The organism is Streptomyces rhizosphaerihabitans, assembly GCF_025399795.1.
Lineage (GTDB): Bacteria > Actinomycetota > Actinomycetes > Streptomycetales > Streptomycetaceae > Streptomyces > Streptomyces rhizosphaerihabitans.
In genome coordinates this window covers 1-18,554 of the sequence record NZ_JAODTZ010000034.1, presented here as the reverse complement: position 1 = coordinate 18,554, position 18,554 = coordinate 1, and the positions used below count along the sequence as shown (strand labels likewise).

Annotated in this window: 16 protein-coding genes and 1 tRNA gene; 3 read left to right on the top strand and 14 right to left on the bottom strand. The window is 69.7% G+C overall.

The annotated features are described in order from the left end of the window. Positions 1 to 48 precede the first annotated feature (48 nt). The 7 genes from rho to N4G66_RS28750 form a co-directional block, all read right to left on the bottom strand. Positions 49 to 2,103 (bottom strand): transcription termination factor Rho, encoded by a 2,055-nt coding sequence (gene rho, locus N4G66_RS28780; RefSeq protein ID WP_261707156.1) that lies wholly within the window; start codon positions 2,101 to 2,103, stop codon positions 49 to 51. A 388-nt stretch (positions 2,104 to 2,491) separates the two neighbouring features. Further along, positions 2,492 to 3,421 (bottom strand): homoserine kinase, encoded by a 930-nt coding sequence (gene thrB / locus N4G66_RS28775; RefSeq protein WP_261707155.1) that lies wholly within the window; start codon positions 3,419 to 3,421, stop codon positions 2,492 to 2,494. A 492-nt stretch (positions 3,422 to 3,913) separates the two neighbouring features. Beyond that, a complete protein-coding gene (thrC, locus tag N4G66_RS28770; RefSeq protein WP_261707154.1) occupies positions 3,914 to 4,972 on the bottom strand; it encodes a threonine synthase in 1,059 nt (352 codons plus the stop codon). Between the two features lie 6 nt (positions 4,973 to 4,978). Beyond that, complete coding sequence (locus N4G66_RS28765; protein WP_261707224.1) at positions 4,979 to 6,268, bottom strand: homoserine dehydrogenase; 1,290 nt, start codon at positions 6,266 to 6,268, stop codon at positions 4,979 to 4,981. Positions 6,269 to 6,612: 344 nt separating this feature from the next. Continuing rightward, entirely contained in the window at positions 6,613 to 8,004 is a 1,392-nt protein-coding gene (gene lysA / locus N4G66_RS28760) for a diaminopimelate decarboxylase (protein WP_261707153.1), read from the bottom strand. A 45-nt stretch (positions 8,005 to 8,049) separates the two neighbouring features. Continuing rightward, on the bottom strand, positions 8,050 to 9,264 hold the full coding sequence (nrtL, locus tag N4G66_RS28755; RefSeq protein ID WP_261707152.1) for an ArgS-related anticodon-binding protein NrtL: 1,215 nt from the start codon (positions 9,262 to 9,264) through the stop codon (positions 8,050 to 8,052). Positions 9,265 to 10,014: 750 nt separating this feature from the next. Next, on the bottom strand, positions 10,015 to 10,506 hold the full coding sequence (locus N4G66_RS28750) for a response regulator (protein ID WP_261707151.1): 492 nt from the start codon (positions 10,504 to 10,506) through the stop codon (positions 10,015 to 10,017). Between the two features lie 173 nt (positions 10,507 to 10,679). On the opposite strand from N4G66_RS28750, the gene N4G66_RS28745 reads away from it, so the two are divergent. Then, a tRNA-Arg gene (locus N4G66_RS28745) sits at positions 10,680 to 10,751 on the top strand. Positions 10,752 to 10,973: 222 nt separating this feature from the next. Further along, positions 10,974 to 11,717 (top strand): hypothetical protein, encoded by a 744-nt coding sequence (locus N4G66_RS28740; RefSeq protein WP_261707150.1) that lies wholly within the window; start codon positions 10,974 to 10,976, stop codon positions 11,715 to 11,717. A gap of 72 nt (positions 11,718 to 11,789) precedes the next feature. Here N4G66_RS28740 and N4G66_RS28735 read toward each other — a convergent pair whose 3' ends face one another. The 7 genes from N4G66_RS28735 to N4G66_RS28705 all read right to left on the bottom strand — a co-directional run bounded on the left by N4G66_RS28735 (position 11,790) and on the right by N4G66_RS28705 (position 17,305). Beyond that, positions 11,790 to 13,178 (bottom strand): tyrosine-type recombinase/integrase, encoded by a 1,389-nt coding sequence (locus N4G66_RS28735; protein WP_261707149.1) that lies wholly within the window; start codon positions 13,176 to 13,178, stop codon positions 11,790 to 11,792. Beyond that, positions 13,175 to 13,387, bottom strand: coding sequence for a helix-turn-helix transcriptional regulator (locus N4G66_RS28730; protein WP_261707148.1), 213 nt, complete (start codon positions 13,385 to 13,387; stop codon positions 13,175 to 13,177). Before N4G66_RS28730 ends, N4G66_RS28735 begins: the two co-directional genes overlap by 4 nt. Further along, the gene (locus N4G66_RS28725) at positions 13,377 to 14,747 is read right to left on the bottom strand and encodes a replication initiator (RefSeq protein WP_261707147.1); all 1,371 of its coding nucleotides are present in this window, start codon (positions 14,745 to 14,747) and stop codon (positions 13,377 to 13,379) included. Before N4G66_RS28725 ends, N4G66_RS28730 begins: the two co-directional genes overlap by 11 nt. 361 nt (positions 14,748 to 15,108) lie before the next feature. Beyond that, positions 15,109 to 15,399, bottom strand: a complete 291-nt coding sequence (locus tag N4G66_RS28720) for a hypothetical protein (RefSeq protein ID WP_261707146.1) — start codon at positions 15,397 to 15,399, stop codon at positions 15,109 to 15,111. A 32-nt stretch (positions 15,400 to 15,431) separates the two neighbouring features. Next, positions 15,432 to 15,626: a hypothetical protein gene (locus N4G66_RS28715; protein WP_261707145.1), complete on the bottom strand. Its 195-nt coding sequence runs from the start codon at positions 15,624 to 15,626 to the stop codon at positions 15,432 to 15,434. Positions 15,627 to 15,638: 12 nt separating this feature from the next. Further along, a complete protein-coding gene (locus N4G66_RS28710) occupies positions 15,639 to 16,958 on the bottom strand; it encodes an FtsK/SpoIIIE domain-containing protein (RefSeq protein ID WP_261707144.1) in 1,320 nt (439 codons plus the stop codon). After that, entirely contained in the window at positions 16,958 to 17,305 is a 348-nt protein-coding gene (locus tag N4G66_RS28705; RefSeq protein ID WP_261707143.1) for an SCO3933 family regulatory protein, read from the bottom strand. The genes N4G66_RS28710 and N4G66_RS28705 overlap by 1 nt, the downstream gene beginning before the upstream one ends. A gap of 202 nt (positions 17,306 to 17,507) precedes the next feature. Here N4G66_RS28705 and N4G66_RS28700 point away from each other — a divergent pair, with 202 nt between their 5' ends. Continuing rightward, positions 17,508 to 18,248, top strand: coding sequence for a GntR family transcriptional regulator (locus N4G66_RS28700; protein ID WP_261707142.1), 741 nt, complete (start codon positions 17,508 to 17,510; stop codon positions 18,246 to 18,248). The last annotated feature ends 306 nt before the right edge of the window (positions 18,249 to 18,554 follow it).

Below are 18,554 nucleotides of genomic sequence, written 5' to 3'. Positions count from 1 at the left end.
TTCCTGCCCTGCGGACCTCGGTCTTTGCGGACTTCGGTCGCGGAGACCTCAGTCGTTGCTGTTGCCCGGCGACGGCGTGGTCTTCTGGATCTGGAGCAGGAACTCGGCGTTCGACTTCGTCTGCTTCATCTTGTCGAGCAGCAGCTCGATCGCCTGCTGCTGGTCGAGCGCGTGGAGCACGCGACGCAGCTTCCAGGTGATGGCGAGCTCGTCGCTGCCGAGCAGGAGCTCTTCCTTACGGGTACCGGACGCGTCGACGTCCACCGCCGGGAAGACGCGCTTGTCGGCGAGCTTCCGGTCGAGCTTGAGCTCGGCGTTGCCGGTGCCCTTGAACTCCTCGAAGATGACCTCGTCCATGCGCGAGCCGGTGTCGACGAGCGCGGTGGCCAGGATGGTCAGCGAGCCGCCGTCCTCGATGTTGCGCGCGGCACCGAAGAAGCGCTTCGGCGGGTACAGCGCGGTCGAGTCGACACCACCGGACAGGATGCGGCCGGAGGCCGGGGCGGCGAGGTTGTACGCACGGCCCAGACGCGTGATCGAGTCGAGCAGCACGACGACGTCGTGACCCAGCTCCACCAGACGCTTGGCGCGCTCGATGGCGAGCTCGGCGACCGTGGTGTGGTCCTCGGCCGGGCGGTCGAAGGTCGAGGAGATGACCTCGCCCTTGACCGACCGCTGCATGTCGGTGACCTCTTCCGGACGCTCGTCGACCAGGACGACCATCAGGTGGCACTCGGGGTTGTTGTGCGTGATCGCGTTGGCGATCGCCTGCATGATCATGGTCTTGCCGGTCTTCGGCGGGGCCACGATCAGACCGCGCTGGCCCTTGCCGATCGGCGCGACGAGGTCGATGATCCGGGTCGTCAGCACACCCGGGTCGGTCTCCAGGCGGAGCCGGTCCTGCGGGTAGAGCGGCGTCAGCTTGTTGAACTCCGGTCGCCCGCGCCCGGAGTCGGGGGCCATGCCGTTGGTCGAGTCCAGACGCACCAGCGCGTTGAACTTCTCGCGGCGCTCGCCGTCCTTGGGCTGACGGACCGCACCGGTGACGTGGTCACCCTTGCGCAGACCGTTCTTGCGGACCTGGGCGAGAGAGACGTACACGTCGTTGGGACCCGGCAGGTAGCCCGACGTACGGATGAACGCGTAGTTGTCGAGGATGTCGAGGATGCCCGCGACGGGGATCAGCACGTCGTCGTCGGCGACCTGCGGCTCGGCGATCTCGTCGCGTCCACGACGCCCACGGCGGTCGCGGTAACGGCCGCGCCGGCCGCGGCGGCCGCCCTCGAAGTCGTCGTCGTCCTGCGGGCCGTTGTCGCGCGGACCGTTGTCGCGGGGGCCGTTGTCGCGGACCTGCTGGCGGTCCTGCTGGCGGTCCGGACGGCCGCCGCCCTGCTGCTGGCGGTCCTGCTGACGGTCCGGACGGTCCTGGCGCTCCTGACGGTCCGGGCGCTGCTGTCCGGCACCCTGGCCGCCCTGCTGCTCGTCGCCCTTGCCCGGACGGCGGTCGCGGTCACGGCCGCCCCGGTCGCGGTCACGGCGCTCACGGCGCTCACGACGTCCGTCGGCGCCCTCGGCGTCGCCCTGCGTCTCGGCCTTCGGCTCGCTCTTCGCCTCGGCGGCGACCGTCTCGGGGCTGCCCGCCTCGGCGGTGGCACGGCGACGGCGGCGCTCGGCGGGAGCGTCGTCGCTGAGCGGCTGGCCGGGGATCTCGATCTGCTGCTGGGCCACGGCCTTCTCGGCGGCGACCTTCTCGGCCTTGTCCTCGGCCGGCGCCGCGGCCTCGTTGCCCGTACGGGCCTTCGAGGTGGTCCGGCGCTTCGGCTTGGTCTCGGCGGCGTCGTCGGACGCCGTCTTGGCCGGAGCACCCCCTCCGGCCTGCGCCTCCTTGATGACCTCGATCAGCTGGCTCTTGCGCATACGCGCGGTGCCCCTGATTCCGAGGCCGGATGCGACCTGCTGCAGCTCGGCCAGCACCATGCCTTCGAGGCCGGTACCGCGGCGTCGCCTGGAGCCGGCACCGGTGGCAGGCGCGGAGGCGTCCGTGGCGGGCGCGGCAGCGGTCTCCTCGACACGTGCGCCCATCAGATCGGTGGTGTCGCTCACGAAGGGTCCTTCCCTGGAGCGGACGTCGGCCTGTCTGGCTCGGCGACCGGTTGTGCTGTCCGGCATTGGTCCTTGCTGTGTGGACCGTGCCGGGGCGGTGGTCCGCCAAAGCGGCGGAAGACATTGCTGATGATGACGATTCCGGAGCCGTGGCACTGAGGTTCGGTGTCATCGGCTCGGTCACGCCGGTTCCGGAGCGTGCTCAGCACTGCTCAGCGCATAGCACCCAATGCAAGGCACGTAGCAGTTTGGGAGGCTCCCGGAAGAATGGGTGTCCCGGACGGGGACGCGAAGCACCTCGCCATGGTGGGGTCGGGTGCAGACTTGAGGTTAACACTACCGGATCCAACAAACATTCCCCCTCTCCAAATCCGGCAACCGAGCGTCGTCAATTGACCCCGACAGGTGCGAGCGGCAACACGCACGCCCCCTGGGCGTCGAGGTCCAGACGGTTGGCGGCCCAGCCCTGACCTGCGAGATCGGCCACCTTGTCGGCCGACGCGCGGTCCGCCAGCGCGAGGACCGTGGGTCCCGCGCCGGAGATCACCGCCGGGATGCCGTCGGCGCGCAGGCGCTCGACGAGCGCGGCGCTCTCCGGCATCGCCGGCGCTCGGTACTCCTGGTGCAGCCGGTCCTCGGTCGCGGGCAGCAGCAGCCCGGGGCGCCGGGTCAGCGCCTCGACGAGCAGTGCTGCGCGCCCCGCGTTGGCGGCGGCGTCGACATGCGGGACGGTGCGCGGCAGGAGACCGCGCGCGGTCTCGGTGAGCACGGGCTTTCCCGGTACGAAGACCACCGGAACGATGGAATCGGCGGGTTCCATCCTGATCGCCCGCGCGGCGCCGGACTCCATCCAGGAGAGCGTGAACCCGCCGAGCAGACAGGCCGCGACGTTGTCGGGGTGTCCCTCGATCTCGGTCGCGAGCTCCAGGAGCGCGGTGTCGTCGAGCCTGCTGTCCCCGCCTATCGTCACCGCGCGGGCGGCGACGATGCCGGCGCAGATGGCGGCCGAGGAGGAGCCGAGGCCCCGGCCGTGCGGGATGCGGTTGGCACAGACGATCTCGAGGCCGCGCGGTTGTCCGCCCAGCAGGTCGAAGGCGGTGCGCAGGGAACGTACGAGGAGATGGTTCTCGTCGCGCGGCAGCGTCTCGCTGCCCTCACCCGCGATGTCGATGTGCAGCCCGGAGTCGGCCACCCGGACGACCACGTCGTCGTACAGCCCCAGTGACAGCCCGAAGGCGTCGAAACCCGGGCCGAGGTTGGCGCTGGTGGCGGGGACGCGCACCCGGACGGCGGCGGCGCGGAACGCTGGACCGGCCATCGCTCGATGACTCTCCTTGAGCTGCGTGATGTACGAGATTTTCGAAGAACTGCGAGATGAACCGCGACAGACGGGCACAGGACCCTGAGTCCGCAAAGTCGGCGCGGCACCGCGGCATATGCGGCGGGCGGGTTCGGTACAGCCTATCGAAGGAAGGTTCTGTGGCGACATAGGGCGCACAGGAGGCGCACGATGCGTGTCGTAAGCCCCTCGTGCACCCCCCGTCGGGTCGCCGCAGGGATGACCCTCGCGAGCGGACGGTTTCCGGCGGCTTTCTGACGGTTTCCCGCCCGCCCACGGCGCGTTCCGGCCCTGTTCGACGGGTTCCGCCGGATCGGGCGGGCCCGGCCGGCCCCGCCTGGCGGGTTCACGCCTGGCGGGTTCACGCCACACCGGAGCTGGTTTCACGCCGGACCGAACCTGGTTTTACGCCGGACCAGGCCTGAATTCAGGCCGGACCGGGCCCGGATCGACGCCGGACCAGGCCTCGGTCTACGCCAGACCGAGCCGCTCCGCCGCCGTCGCCGCGTCCACCGGGACCGTGACCGGCTGCGGGGCGCCCGCGACGGCCCAGTCGGGGTCCTTGAGACCGTTTCCGGTGACCGTGCAGACGATGCGCTGCCCCGGGTCGACCTTGCCCTGCTCGGCGGCCTTCAGCAGACCGGCGACGGACGCGGCGGACGCGGGCTCGACGAAGACGCCCTCCTGGGCGGCCAACAGCCGGTAGGCGCGCAGGATCTCACGGTCCGTCACCTCGTCGATGAAACCGCCCGACTCGTCCCGCGCGGCCAGCGCGAACTTCCACGAGGCCGGGTTGCCGATACGGATCGCGGTGGCGATGGTCGACGGGTCCTTGACGATCTCGCCCCGCACGATCGGCGCGGAACCGGACGCCTGGAATCCCCACATGCGCGGGGTCTGCCGCGCGATGCCGTCGGCGGCGTACTCCGTGTACCCCTTCCAGTACGCGGTGATGTTGCCCGCGTTGCCCACCGGAAGGACATGGATGTCGGGTGCGTCGCCGAGCATGTCCACGATCTCGAATGCGGCGGTCTTCTGGCCCTCGATACGCACCGGGTTGACCGAATTGACCAGCGCCACCGGGTAGTTGTCGGACAGCGAGCGCGCCAGCGTCAGACAGTCGTCGAAGTTGCCGTCGACCTGGAGGATCTTGGCGCCGTGGATGAGCGCCTGGCCCATCTTGCCGAGCGCGATCTTGCCCTGCGGCACGAGGACGGCACAGACCATCCCGGCTCGTACCGCGTACGCCGCGGCGCTCGCCGAGGTGTTGCCGGTGGAGGCGCAGATGACGGCCTTCGCGCCCTCCTCCTTCGCCCGGGTGATGGCCATGGTCATACCGCGGTCCTTGAAGGAACCGGTCGGGTTGGCGCCCTCCACCTTGAGGTGGACCTCGCACCCCGTGCGCTCCGAGAGCACCTGCGCGGGTACGAGCGGCGTGCCGCCCTCGCGGAGCGACACGACCGGCGTGCTGTCGGACACCGGAAGCCGGTTCCGGTACTCCTCGATGATTCCGCGCCACTGGTGGGTCATTGCTGGTTACTCTCCTTCAACCCGCATGATGCTGGCGACACCCCGCACGGTGTCGAGGCTGCGCAACGCCTCGACGGTCCCGGCGAGGGACGCGTCGGACGCACGATGGGTGACGACGACGAGGGAGGCCTCGCCGTCCTTGCCCGACTGACGCACGGTGTCGATGGACACCCCGTGCTCGGCGAAGACGGTGGCGACCTGGGCGAGCACACCGGGTTTGTCGGCCACGTCGAGGCTGATGTGATAGCGCGTGACGACCTCACCCATGGGTGAGACGGGCAGCTGGGTGTACGCGGAGGCGCCGGGCCCGGTGGCACCGCCGAGCTTGTTGCGGCACACGGCCACCAGGTCGCCGAGCACGGCGGAGGCGGTCGGGGCGCCGCCGGCACCCGGCCCGTAGAACATCAGCTGACCGGCGGCGTCCGACTCGACGAACACGGCGTTGTACGCGCCGCGCACGGAGGCGAGCGGGTGGGTCAGCGGGATCATCGCGGGATGCACGCGCGCCGTCACCGACCCGCCGTCGGCGGCCCGCTCACAGATGGCGAGCAGCTTGATGGTGCAGCCCATCCCCCGCGCCGAGGCGAAGTCGGCGGCGGTGACCTCGGTCATGCCCTCGCGGTAGACGTCGTCGAGGCGCACGCGCGTGTGGAAGGCGATCCCGGCGAGGATGGCGGCCTTGGCGGCGGCGTCGAACGCCTCGACGTCGGCGGTGGGGTCGGCCTCGGCGTACCCGAGCGCGGTGGCCTCGTCGAGGGCCTCCTGGTAACCCGCCCCCGTGGAGTCCATCTTGTCGAGGATGAAGTTGGTGGTTCCGTTGACGATCCCCATCACCCGGTTGATCTTGTCGCCGGCGAGGGACTCGCGCAACGGCCGGATCAGCGGGATGGCGCCGGCGACGGCGGCCTCGTAATAGAGGTCCCTGCCGTGCTCCTCGGCCGCCGCGTGCAGGGCGGCACCGTCCTGGGCGAGCAGCGCCTTGTTCGCGGAGACGACGGAGGCGCCGTGCTCGAACGCGGTGGTGATCAGCGTACGGGCGGGCTCGATGCCGCCGATGACCTCGACGACGACGTCGATGTCCCCGCGTTTGACGAGGGCTGTCGCGTCGGTGGTGACCAGGCCGGGGTCGATGCCCTCGCGCACCCGGGAGGGCCGACGGACGGCCACGCCCGCGAGCTCGACGGGGGCGCCGATCCTGGCCGCGAGGTCGTCGGCGTGCGTCGTCATGATGCGCGCCACCTCTGAGCCGACAACCCCGCAGCCCAGCAGCGCCACCTTCAGCGGACGCGTACGCATCATCCGACCTCGTTTCCTCATACCGCGTTCGGTTGGACCAGTCTCACTCACCGGACGGGAGTTTCTACCCTTCGTCCGGATCGTGAGACGTCCATTTCATTTTCCTGCCGGGTGGCGACAGGAGATCTTCCGCCCGACGCGCACCCGGCACACACCCGGCGCATCCGGTACATCCGGTACATCCGATCACCCGAAGTCACCCCCTGTCACCTGACGTCACACCTGGACACCCGATGTCATCCCGGCCCCGGCCCCCGGCGTCACCCGGACCGCCGGAAGCCCCCCTGGTCAAGTCCCTACGGTCAAGCCCCTACGGTCAAGACCCTCGGGTCAAGTCCCTCCGGTCACCCGACATCGAGGCGCAGGAGGTCCTCCTCCGTCTCGCGGCGGACGATCACCCGTGCCGCGCCGTCCTTCACGGCGACGACCGGCGGGCGCAGCGCGTGGTTGTAGTTGCTGGCCATGGACCGGCAGTACGCGCCGGTGGCCGGGACCGCGATGAGGTCGCCCGGGGCCAGGTCGGCGGGCAGGAAGGCGTCCTTCACGACGATGTCACCGCTCTCGCAGTGCTTGCCGACGACGCGCACGAGCATCGGCTCGGCGTCGGAGGTGCGCGAGACGAGGGAGACGCTGTACTCGGCGTCGTACAGCGCGGTCCGGATGTTGTCTGACATGCCGCCGTCCACCGAGACGTACGTCCGCAGCCCGTCGAGCGGCTTGATGGTGCCGACCTCGTACAGCGTGAACGCGGTGGGGCCCACGATGGCACGCCCCGGCTCCACGGAGATCCGCGGCGTGCGCAGCTTGGCGGCCTCGCACTCCCTCGTGACGATCTCGCCCAGCGCCTTGGCGATCTCGTGCGGTTCGCGGGGGTCGTCGTCGCTGGTGTACGCGATGCCGAGCCCGCCGCCGAGGTCGATCTCGGGCAGCTCGACCCCGTGCTCGTCCCGCACCGCGGCCAGCAGCGCGACCACACGTCGGGCGGCGACCTCGAAGCCGGCCATGTCGAAGATCTGGGACCCGATGTGCGAGTGGATCCCGACGAGTTCGAGCGCGTCGAGCGCGAGCGCCCGCCGTACGGCCTCGGCGGCCTGCCCGTCGGCGAGCGCGATGCCGAACTTCTGGTCCTCGTGGGCCGTCGCGATGAACTCGTGCGTGTGCGCCTCGACGCCCACCGTCACCCGGATCTGCACCCTCTGCCGCTTGCCCAGGGACTGCGCGATGTGGGCCACTCGCACGATCTCCTGGAAGGAGTCGAGCACGATCCGCCCGACCCCGGCCTCGACAGCCGTACGGATCTCGTTCTCGGACTTGTTGTTGCCATGGAAGGCGATGCGGTCTGCGGGCATCCCGGCGGAGAGGGCCGTCGTCAGCTCGCCCCCGGAACACACGTCCAGGTTGAGCCCCTCCTCGTACAGCCACCGCACGACGGCGCGCGACAGGAAGGCCTTGCCCGCGTAGAAGACATCGGCGTCGTGCCCGAACGCGGTGCGCCAGGCACGCGCCCGCTCCCGGAAGTCGGTCTCGTCGAGAAAGTACGCGGGCGTGCCGAACTCCTCGGCCAGCGCGGTGACTTCGCGCCCGCCGACGCTCACGACACCGTCTTCCGTACGGCTGACGGTGTGCGACCACACCTTCGGGTCGAGGGCGTTGAGGTCGGCGGGCGGGGCGCTGTAGTGGCCCTCGGCGAAGACGTCGGCGTGACGGGGCCCGGCGGGATGTGCGGAACGACTCATGTCTGTAGGGCTTTCTGCTGTGTCTTCGGCTGTGTCATCTGCTGGTCAGAGGTATTCGGGTGCGCTGATGCCGAGCAGGGACAGGCCGCCGGCCAGCACCGTCCCGGCGGCTTCGGCGAGCGCGAGCCGGGTGCGGTGGGCGGCCGAGGGTTTCTCGTCGCCGAGCGGCAGCACGACGTGCTGGAAACCGAGAAGAGCGTCGGCGGTCACAACAAGATGCCGCGCCAGCCTGTCAGGGGCCCGATGCCGCGCGGCGACACACAGGGCGTGCGGATAGTCGGCCAGGGCGGCGAGGAGATCGGCTTCGTGTTGTCGGGGAGGGCTGGGAAGGACGGCTTCGCGGGGGACCGAGGCGAGAGAGACGGGGGATACAGGGGAGGCGGGAGAGGCGGGGATGGATGCGCGGGCGGAGATCTCCAGGGAGGCGTCCGTACGACGAGCACCGGTCGGGACGCTGGTGTCACCGGGGGTGCGCAGGTCCTCCGCCGAGAGGGTGGGCGAGCCTTCATGGGGAACGGCCTCGGTGAGGCCGAGGTCGCCGGAGCCGCTCGGAGGGCGTACGCCGTGGGGGGCGCCGACGTGGCCGAGGGCGGCGGCGTTGCGGCGCAGGGCCCGGGTGCGGGCGTGGGCGTAACGGACACGGAAGAGAGGGTTGCTCTCGCGCTGAACCAGGTGGTCGGCGCTGATCCGGGGCCGGTCGTGGGGCGCGGGGTGAAGCAGCGCCCAGCGGGCGGCGTCGGGGCCGAGGGGGGCGGGGTCCTCGGGCGCGGGCACGGGCCGCAGGTTGACGGGCTCGGTGTGACGCACCTCGGCACGTCCGCCCTGGGTGGCCACGATCCGTACGAGGGTGTCGGCGACGACTTCGGCCCGGGTGTCGTGCGGCACGCGCAACTCGACGACCTGCCCGGCGAGGGTGTCGCCGTACCCGTACCGCGTCCCCTGCTCCAGGACCTCTTCCACCAGGGCGGCGAACGCTCCACCCCCGAGGGTGACGTTGAGGAAACCCGGTCCGGTGACGGCCACGTCGGCGACACCGGGGGCACTCGCGATGTGCGGCCGCAGGATCTCGGCGACCTCCAGAGCGGGCCGCCCGGCCGGACCGGCCAGCCGCAACGCGATGTTCGTCGCGTAGTCACCGCACCCACCCGGCCCCGGTGGGGTGACCACCGCGCTCGCGGGCACGGGGACGCTCAGTTCCCCCACGTCGACAGCACGACGTACCGCGCACAGCACGGTACGGGAGAGCTCGACGGGGGTCACGGGACAAGCCTAGGGGAGGAGGGGGGTGGGTACGCGAGCGAGTTTGGACGATGGTCCGCGATGTGGACGGGCGCGAAGGGGGCGCGGTCTCTGGGGGGGGTCGGGGTGGGGGCGGCACTCCGGCGGCGGGAGACGGTGGCTGGGGTTAGGGGCGGCACCCCGGTGTCGGGGGTCGGGGTGGGGGCGGCACTCCGGCGGCGGGAGACGGTGGCTGGGGCTGGGGGCGGCACCCCGGTGTCCGAGAGACGGCCGCTGGGGTTGGGGGCGTCCGGTGTCCGGGAGCGGGGGTCGGGGTCCGTGGACCCCCGGGGGCCGCAACCCGGGAGTGGACTCGGGACGTGTTCCGGCGGCCGCACTTCAGCGGCACGACGGAGCCCCCTCCTGCGGCTCGACGGGACTACTCCGGCGGCACGACTGGGGGCGTGGGGCGGACTCCGGGACCGGACTTCGCACCGGACTCCGCCACCGGCTCGGGGACCGGGCTCTCACCCGAGACACTGGACGCACCCGGCCGGCCCTCGGCGTGCGTGCGTGCCTGCTGCTCGCCGCGCCCCAGGGCGACACCTCGATACCTTGGGCTGGACCAGTCCCGGCCCCAGTCCCGGCCCAGCCCCTCCCACATCGGCAGAGGGACGGGTGCGTCCGGCGATTGGCAGGTCCGGCATACATCGATGGGCGACCGGGCTGCTCCACACGGGTCGGCCGGCCAACAGACCGGAACGCTCCACCGGCCAAGACACCGAGTACGGCTCAGTGACCGGTTCGCCCCGCCCGCTCGGTCTCCTCGACGGCGCCGCCCACGACACCATCGCTTACCTCACGCCGCTCCATCAACTGCCTTACGAGTCGCACGAGTTCAGAGGGCTCGAAGGGCTTGGCGAGAAAGGCGTCGACACCGACGTCCAGCCCGCTCTCGACCTCGTACTGCGTGCAGGCGCTGACAATGGCGAGGGGCAGGTTCCGCGTCCGGGGATCGGCACGCAGCCGAGCAGCGGTGCGCAGGCCGTCGAGCCGAGGCATCACGACATCGAGGGTGACGACATCGGGCCGAACCTGATGGACGACGTCCAGACACTCGGCACCGTCAGCCGCGGTCACGACCTCGAGACCCTCCAGCTCGAGGTTGACCCTGATCAGCTGCCGGATGACCTTGTTGTCGTCCACAACAAGCACCCGACCGGACACGCCTGGCACAACTCGAGAGTAGGTCCGCGCCCATCGCCGCGTCCGGGTTTTCCCCACTTCCACCCCGTGCGGACCCCGCCACCCACCGCAGACGCACCCCACCCGCCCAGCACTCCCCCACTTCCTCCCGCACCCCCCGCAACACCACCCGCCCCCGACCAAAACACGTGGCGATCACCCCTGAAGGAGCTGGTAGGGTTCTACCCGTCGCCGCACAACGCGCCCGACACGCCCCCGTAGCTCAGGGGATAGAGCAACGGCCTCCGGAGCCGTGTGCGCAGGTTCGAATCCTGCCGGGGGCACCCCTTATGAGGTGCCCAAAGACCCCGTCACCAGCGGAAACGCTGAGGCCGGGGTCTTCGCGTATGTGCAGCCAGACGCCGCCAAAAGCAGCCGTTTGCCTGTGATCACGTAATGGCGACGTAATGATCTTGGCAGGTCTTTCGCCTGGTCAGATGATGTCTCCTCGACCACGCTCTGATGGGATGGTCGAATCCGAGAACCGAGCCTGCAAGGAGCCCCTCGTGATCGACAATCTCATCGCTCCCTTGGTTGTTGCAGCGCTCATCGGGCTCGTAGTGGGGGTTAGGCGTTGGCTGAAGCGCGGGGATCCCCTTGCGGTAACGGGAGAGATCATCGTGCCGAAGGCTTGGGAGCTCGCCCTACCGACAGCGGACGCCCTGCCGTCGCACGTACCTGAGGACAAGCGCTCGTATTGGCCGATGTACTGGCTGCTCCATCATCGCGGTGCTGCGGACTTCAAAGTCACCAACGCGAAAGTCCTCATAGAGAACCGCTCAGAGCAGCCACTCACCATCACCAACATCACGGTTCACAAGGAGCAGGAAGGCGCGCCTTTAAGCGCTGCTTGGGTCAGGTACCCCCCAGCAGGTGCGGCAGAGGCCCTCGTTCTGGACTTCCTGCTTGACGAGGAGCAACCCTCGGCATGGAGCGCTACGTACGAGAGCTTGGCTGAACGGCCGGTCCGCACAGGCAGCCGCCCCTACTTCGACGATCACGTCATCAACCTCTCGCCCGGAGAGACCCAATCGCTTCTCGTCACTGGTCGTGCCGACACCGTGCGGTGCTCCTGGTGGCTAAACATCGAGACATCCCAGGCGGGGAAGCGCCGCGTGATACCGGTCGTGCCGGAGGGCGGCTCCTTCGCCACCTCCGGAACTCCAGTCAACGGCTTTGACCACCGATGGGAATGGAGTTGGTACGACGGAGCCGCAGCCAGCTTCATCACTCCACCCGAGTTCGACTGATTCTGAACGTGCTCATACGACTGAGCCTCGGATTGCTCCGAGGCTCATGATCGCATTCCGGCAATGCCTGGTTTACTCGGTCTTGTCCTCCCCCTCTCCCAACCCGCGCAAGATCCGGTCGTTCATCTCCTGCTCCTGGCCGTCGATGCACTTGGCGTAGATCTTGAGCAGGACATCCACCGAGTGACCCGCGCGAGCAGCGACCTCCGGCGCAGGCACTCCGGAGTTGAGCCACTGGGAGACGCCCGCGTGACGGAGGTCGTACGGGCGGAAGGCCAGCGCCGAGGACACTTGGTGCGGGACGAATGCCAGTTCCCGAGCCTGTTTCCACGCCCGGGAGTACGATGAGGCCGCGATCACGTTGCCCCGCTCGCTGCAGAAGAGCCGGCCGTCGGTGGCCGTACCGAACTCCGTCAGGTGCTCCCGGAGCAGCCGCACCAGTGGAGGCGGAATCGGCACGATGCGCACTTCCCCGTGAGCCCGCTGCTTCAGGCCGCGCCGATCGTGTGCCTCCCCAGAGTCCGTCCACGCCTTTCCAGCAGTGGGGCGTGTCTCCGCCAGCTCGATACGCCCCCAGCCGGACGCCGGAAGTGTGCAGTCGGAGCGGCGAAGCCCGAGAGCCTCCCCCGGCCGCATGGCCGCGTAGTACAGGCATCCGAAGAACGCCCGGAGCCGCCGGCCGCTCGCCCGCTCGTAACCACCCACGTAGGTGAGCGCGGTCAGCAGCTCCCGAGCCTGCCGAGGGTTGACCACCACCCGACGGTCAACCTCCTGCACCGCCCGCTTGCCCCGTTTGCGGCGCACCCGGCTCATCGGGTTGGACGTGAGGTATTCCAACTCCACTGCGAATTCCAGTGCGTTGAAGACCACCGCCCGCCGACGGCGGTACGTCTGGGTGGCAGCAGGCTTGCCGTCCAGCTTCCGCCCCAATCCGTCGATCAAACCGTGAACACGGGCGATCTCTTGCAACTCCCCCACGGGGAGCGATGCCTTGTCGATCCACCGCACGGCCGCGACGATCTCCTCCGGCCGCTCCCGCTCTCGGCGGTTGACCGGCAGGACATACGAGCGCAGCGCCCGCCGCAGCACCTCGGGAGCGGGCCGCCCCCGCCCCGGTTTGACGAGGAGGGGAACGACGGTCGCCAAAGCATCGGTCATGCTGTCGCGTTGCTTCGCGGACACTTCGGCCCAGCGCGCTTCCACGTACTTCCGCGCCAGGTCGAGGAACGACAGCGCCGCCTTTCCCCCGCGAAGCGAGTCGGGCAGACCGGTGACGGTGTCGAACGGTTCGCCCTTGTCGGCAGCGCGAAGGAGCTTGACCCGAAAGCGGTCAGCGAGCGCCTTCGTCTTGTGCGACTCGTGGAACGGCTCGCCGTCCACGGACCAGCGGACGAGGTACGTCGGTTTCTTCGCGGAGCGGTTGATGCTCAGCTTCCAGATGACGACCTTGTACGACTTCACGATGCCGCCCCCTCCGCCCGCTCCTCCAGCCAGTCGTTGAGCACCTCGCGCCGGACCCGCAGCTCACCGTTCGGCAGCCGTATACAGGCCGGGGCGATACGGAGCTCCCGCCAGCGGTAGAAGGTGCGCCGGGAGATGCCGCCCAGCTCGTCGAGCACCTGCCGCACGGTGAGGAGTTCGGCCGACTTCGCACGGGTGTCACGCGCCATGAGAGACACCGCCCTCCCGTACCGAGGCGGCCAGGAGCGCCGCTTCCGGTGAGTAGCCGCGCCCTGCGTAGCGCCACTCGCCGACCGTGACCGTCAGGCGGTCGGCCAGGCCGAGGAAGGCCCGTTGTTGCTCGGCGCGATGGTCGGCACGGGCCTGCCGGAGTGCGGTCAGCGTGGTCGAATAGCGACGCGACTTGCTGGAGAAGTGGCCGCCGTAGCCAAGCATGTGCGCCCAGCGTCGCAGCCCCAGTGACGCGAACTCCGGCAGGCCACCGAGCCACCAGCACGTGCCGATCATGCGCAGCACGTGTGCGCGTACGGGCAGCATGACCATCTCCCGCGCGTCGTGAATCCGCCCGTCCACCGCGCCAGCCGACTCCGCCCCCTTCGTGGCGTACTTGGCGATGTATCCCGCCACGGCAGCAGCGGAGGCCAGCCGCGCGCCCGATCCCCGTTCGTACGGGGTGACCGACCGAACGTCGACCTGTGTGCCGAACCGCAGCACCCGCGGCCCGATGACGTCCGCACCCAGGGCGGTCAGCCTCACCCGACCGACCACGGCCGGTACCGAGTCCACCAGGAGTGGCGCAGTCGCCCAACTCGGCGGCGACGAGTCGGGTCCGTCCGGTCCGTCGAGGCGGATCACCGCATGGAAGTGGACCAGGCCCCGCCGCTGGTACTCGGCGACTTTCGCGTACGACAGCCGGGCGACTTCCCCGAACTCCGAGCGCGACAGACCGGCCCGCCGCGCGACGTCGCGCCGCAGTTCCAACCCGAACCGGTGCCAGAGCCGACCGGCGTACGCCTGCCACAGCACGGCGCCGGCGTAGTCGTAGCAGCGCGGGCACAGCGGTTCGCCGAGGCGGGGATCATCCGCCGCATGCCGCTCGTGGCAACCGATCGGAGCGCCGTGCGGGCAACAGTCCCCAACGCGGCGGGGACGGCAGGCACGTACGCGGCCGCCGTGTTCACGACGGGTGTGAACCGGGCCGAAGCCGGGAGCGGTGAGCGTGGCGAACACTCGCGGATATCCGCTCACCGCCTCCGTGACGTTCTTGCCTCCCACGAGGCCAGCGCGGACGAGTTGGTACGTGTCCGCCCGGTACAGGCCCGAGCAGGTCGGACACACCGTTGCCCGCCGGTTGCCGCAGGCGGTCAGCAAGCGACCGCCGTAGGTATCCGCCCCGTGCGACAGCAGGGCCTCACCCGTGGTCGCGTCGAAGATAATTGCCCCGCCGACCAGGTGAATCGGGTTGGTGCAGCCGCCGAGGCGGACGATGTTGCGGCGCCAGGCAGCGAACCCGGGGGCCGAAGCCCTGGCGACCAAGGCGGCAGCGCTCTCCGGCAAGGTCGTGGTCATCGTCGGCCACCGCCCCCGCCGAACGCCTGCCGCATCACGGCCGAGATCCCCTCCGGCCGGGTCTTGGCACTGAACCGAAGTGTCGGGTCCGTGAGCCAGAACGCGGCAGCGTGCGCCGGGCACAGATGCTGCTCCGTGCCGTCGAGCCCGACGAGGACGACGTGTTCGGGTCCGGCGCAGGTCGAGCTCTCGGAGTCTTTCCTCCTCAGTTCACAGTCGGACAGCGGAGATTTGCGCGAATGATGCGCGTTGGACAAAGTGTGAGTACTCCTTTCACTGCTCATGTGGCGGATGGAGTGGGTTCCTGACGGGGTCGGGTTTGGCGACTTCGCGCCCCGTTGGGAGCCCGTCATTCGGGCGATCACAGCCGCTCCTCGGGAGGAACCCCGACGACGCCGTACGAAATCGACCCGAAGTCGCGGCGTGCACTGAAGTAGCCCCGGCCGTTGTCCTGCGCCGGTAAGCCGAGCGGAGCCGCGACGGACGCCACCCCGATGCGGCGAGCATCAGAGTCGGTGGCATCGACCACGACGGCGACGGATGCGCTACGGGGTACGAGGACAGCCGGGTTGGCGGTCAGGAAGTCGATCAGCTCCCGCAGACCGGCCAGGAAGGCCGCACGGTCACCGGAGCGAATGACGTAGTCGGACACAGCGAGTTCCTTTCTCGGGTTGATGAGTGGCCTCAGAAACGGAGTGAGCCGAGGAGTCCGCTCACGGCGTCGAGGAACGCCTGAACGAGTGGCGCGGCCAGCGTCTGGGACAGCAGGAAGCCGAAGGTTCCGCAGATCAGCGCGTCGGCCCACCTCAGGTAGCGGATGCGCAGGAGGAACCAGATCAGCAGTCCGAGCAGCAGAACGGCGGAGGTGGACACCAGCACGGCAGGCCCCTTTCACGGCGCTTCGACGTGCAGTTCGGACAGGACGGGAGTCAGGTGCGCGTACTCGGCGGCGACCGCTTCCGCCTCCGCCTCGGTGATCAGGTGCGAACGGGCGCGTTCCCAGCCGTCGCCGGAGGCGAGGACTGCCGTGCCGGCCTGTTCCGGGGCGATGGCCTGTGCTGCCTTGAGTGCGTCAGGATTGAGATCGCCGAGCGCCATCTCTGCCGTACCGGGGTCGGCCACGCGGTGGCACACCCGGCCGCCAAGCTGGGCCCGCAGGGCGGTGACACCGGGCCCGAGGTCGGAGCCGACACGTTGGCCCGCGACGACGAGGAACACCCCGAGGGCCGCGCCGAGTTGTGCGATTCGAATGAGCGCCGTGCCTGCCGCTTGCGCTTCGTCCTTCTCGTTCCGACTCGCCACGAGGAACAGTTCCGCGATCTCGTCGACGATCACGACGATGGGGACCGGGCATTCCTTCTCCGGGAGTCCCCAGATGTTGCGGACCCGGGCCTTCCGGCAGACGGTCATGCGGTCGAGGGTCAGGTCTACGAGGGCAGTCAGCAGCCGAACGGCTTGCTCTCGGTTAGTCGCCAGAGCGGACAACCGCGGTTCATAGAGGGACAGTTCCATGCCGCCCTTGCAGTCGATCCCGACCAGGGCGACGGGTTGCGGAGCGAGCCCCGCCACGAGTGCGTTGATCAGCGTCGACTTTCCGGAGCGGGTGGCCCCCACGATCAACCAGTGCGGCACACGCCGCAGGTCGACCACCCACGCAGCTCCCGTCTCCAGCGCGCCCACGCTCACCCGGAGCAAATGGCCGGGCCCCCGTTGCTTCGGCGCCCGAGGAACAGCCAACGGGTCGGACGCCGACACGACGATCCGCACAACCCCCGGCTTCCAGGAGGTCACCCGCACCGTGTGCACCTGCCAGCTCTCCCCCATGGCAGGCGCGGCCTTGACGAAGTCCTTCGGTACCTGCCCCGGCAGAAGCCGCACCAGCACCGCGAAGCCCCCGAAGGTCGGGCGTATGAGACCGCGACGAGGTACACGCGGCTGCGGCGGAGGCGCCCCGTTGCCGACGAGCCCGGACACGACCATCAGCGCCGGTCGACGGCTCACGGCGAGACCGCACCCGGCCATCAGGGGCCGCCAGGTCCGCACGACCCGGAACGCTGTGGCCGGGAACCCTAATAAGAGCCACCAGGCCACGGGGTAGCGGCGGCGCAGGGCCGGGCCCGCGATCAGCAGGCCCGACACCAGCACTGCGGCCACCACCAGAACCCAACTCGGCCAGGTCGCACCGGCCGAAGTGGTGGAGGCCAGCTTCATCACTGTCCGGCCCCCTTGCCCGCCGGAGCGGGAGTGTTCAGAGGCCGGATCTCCGCGGCGCGGAACGCGACGCCGTGCCGCCCGTCGTTCTCCCACGGCGTGGCGACCAGGTCCCGCACGGCCACCGGCATGCCGAGCTGCACTCCGGCCGGCTCACCGACCACGCTCACGTTCACGACGTCCGCCGACGCCCCTGCCATCAGGCAAAGGCCGACCTGGTACATGGTCTTGCCGGTCTCACGGTCAACGCGGAGCTGACCGGTCTCACGGTTGGCAACCCGCGGAGCCGGGGGTACGGCGCAGATGATCCCCGTGAACTTCGCGGTGTCTATCGGAAGGCTTGCCACTGTTCGGATCTCCTTATCTCTGGCACCCGAAGGACGCCCCTTCGGGTTGCTAGACCACCCGTAGTACGGGTGCCTGCTCCAGAGTGACAACCCGTAGTACGGGTTGTCAACAGGTCTGGCGATGAGGGAAGCTGTCCACGATCGTGGGCAAGCTGTCCACGACGATGAACAGCCGAAGAGGCCACGGCCACGGAGGGCCCACATGCCGCCGAAGAACACGCAGCCGAAGTACCGGCAGATCGCCGACTACCTGCGCGAAGGCATCCTGAACGGCACGTTCCCGGCCGGCCAACCGCTCCCATCAGAAGAGGCGTTGGCGAAACAGTTCGGCGTGACGCGCCCCACAGTGCGTCAAGGGCTCACGGAACTAAGGGCGTCAGGTCTCGTCGAGGCCATCATGGGCCGCGGCACCTTCGCCCGCTCCCCCCACGGCCGCCCTAGCCTCACGCGCCCGCGCGGCGTACGCCGGACTCCCGAGGCCCGATACGTCGAGGCCGACGGAATCCGCTGGACCGACGCCGAACCGTCCGTAGCCACCCGCACCGACGCCCCGATGGCCCTGGCGGACCTACTCCGCATCCCGCCAGGCGAGCCGATGTTCACGTACGACGCACTACAGACAGCAGACCAAGGCCGCCTGCGCCAACTCCACCGGACGTACGTCCCGTTCTCCGTACTCATCGACACCAAGTACGAGGACGAGGCCCCACCCCCGGCCCCGGAGCTCTACACCGCGCTCGCCGACCTGGGCCACGAACTCCACTTCACGGAGTACGTCCGCACTCGCATGCCCCTACCCGACCAGGCCCAGGCTCTCCGACTCCCGGAGGGAGTCCCGCTCCTCCACGTCCTACGCGTGACACTCACGGACGCAGACAAGCCCTTGGCCCTGGAGGAATTCCACCTACCGGGCGACGAGTTGGAGCTCTCCTTCAGGCTGTAGCAGACCCCTGTTGGCTCAGACCTTCTCTACGTCATCAAGGGCCCGCGCAAGCGCGGGCAGGCCCCTTGGGCCCGGCCCCTCTGCGCCTTCGGCGCCGGGCCGTGCCCCTGGGGCCGCAAGCGAGTTACGGCCCTGAGTAGAAACCTAAACGGGCAGGGCCACGGTCAGAACGATGCCTCCGGCGGGGGATCGGCCGGCACCGGGATGGGGGGGCGCCGTTCGCGACTGCGGGTCCGAAGTGGCGTGCGCGGGGTGCTCTCATCCCGTCCGCCGTCGACCCAGGCAGAGCCGAGCAGACGCGGCCCA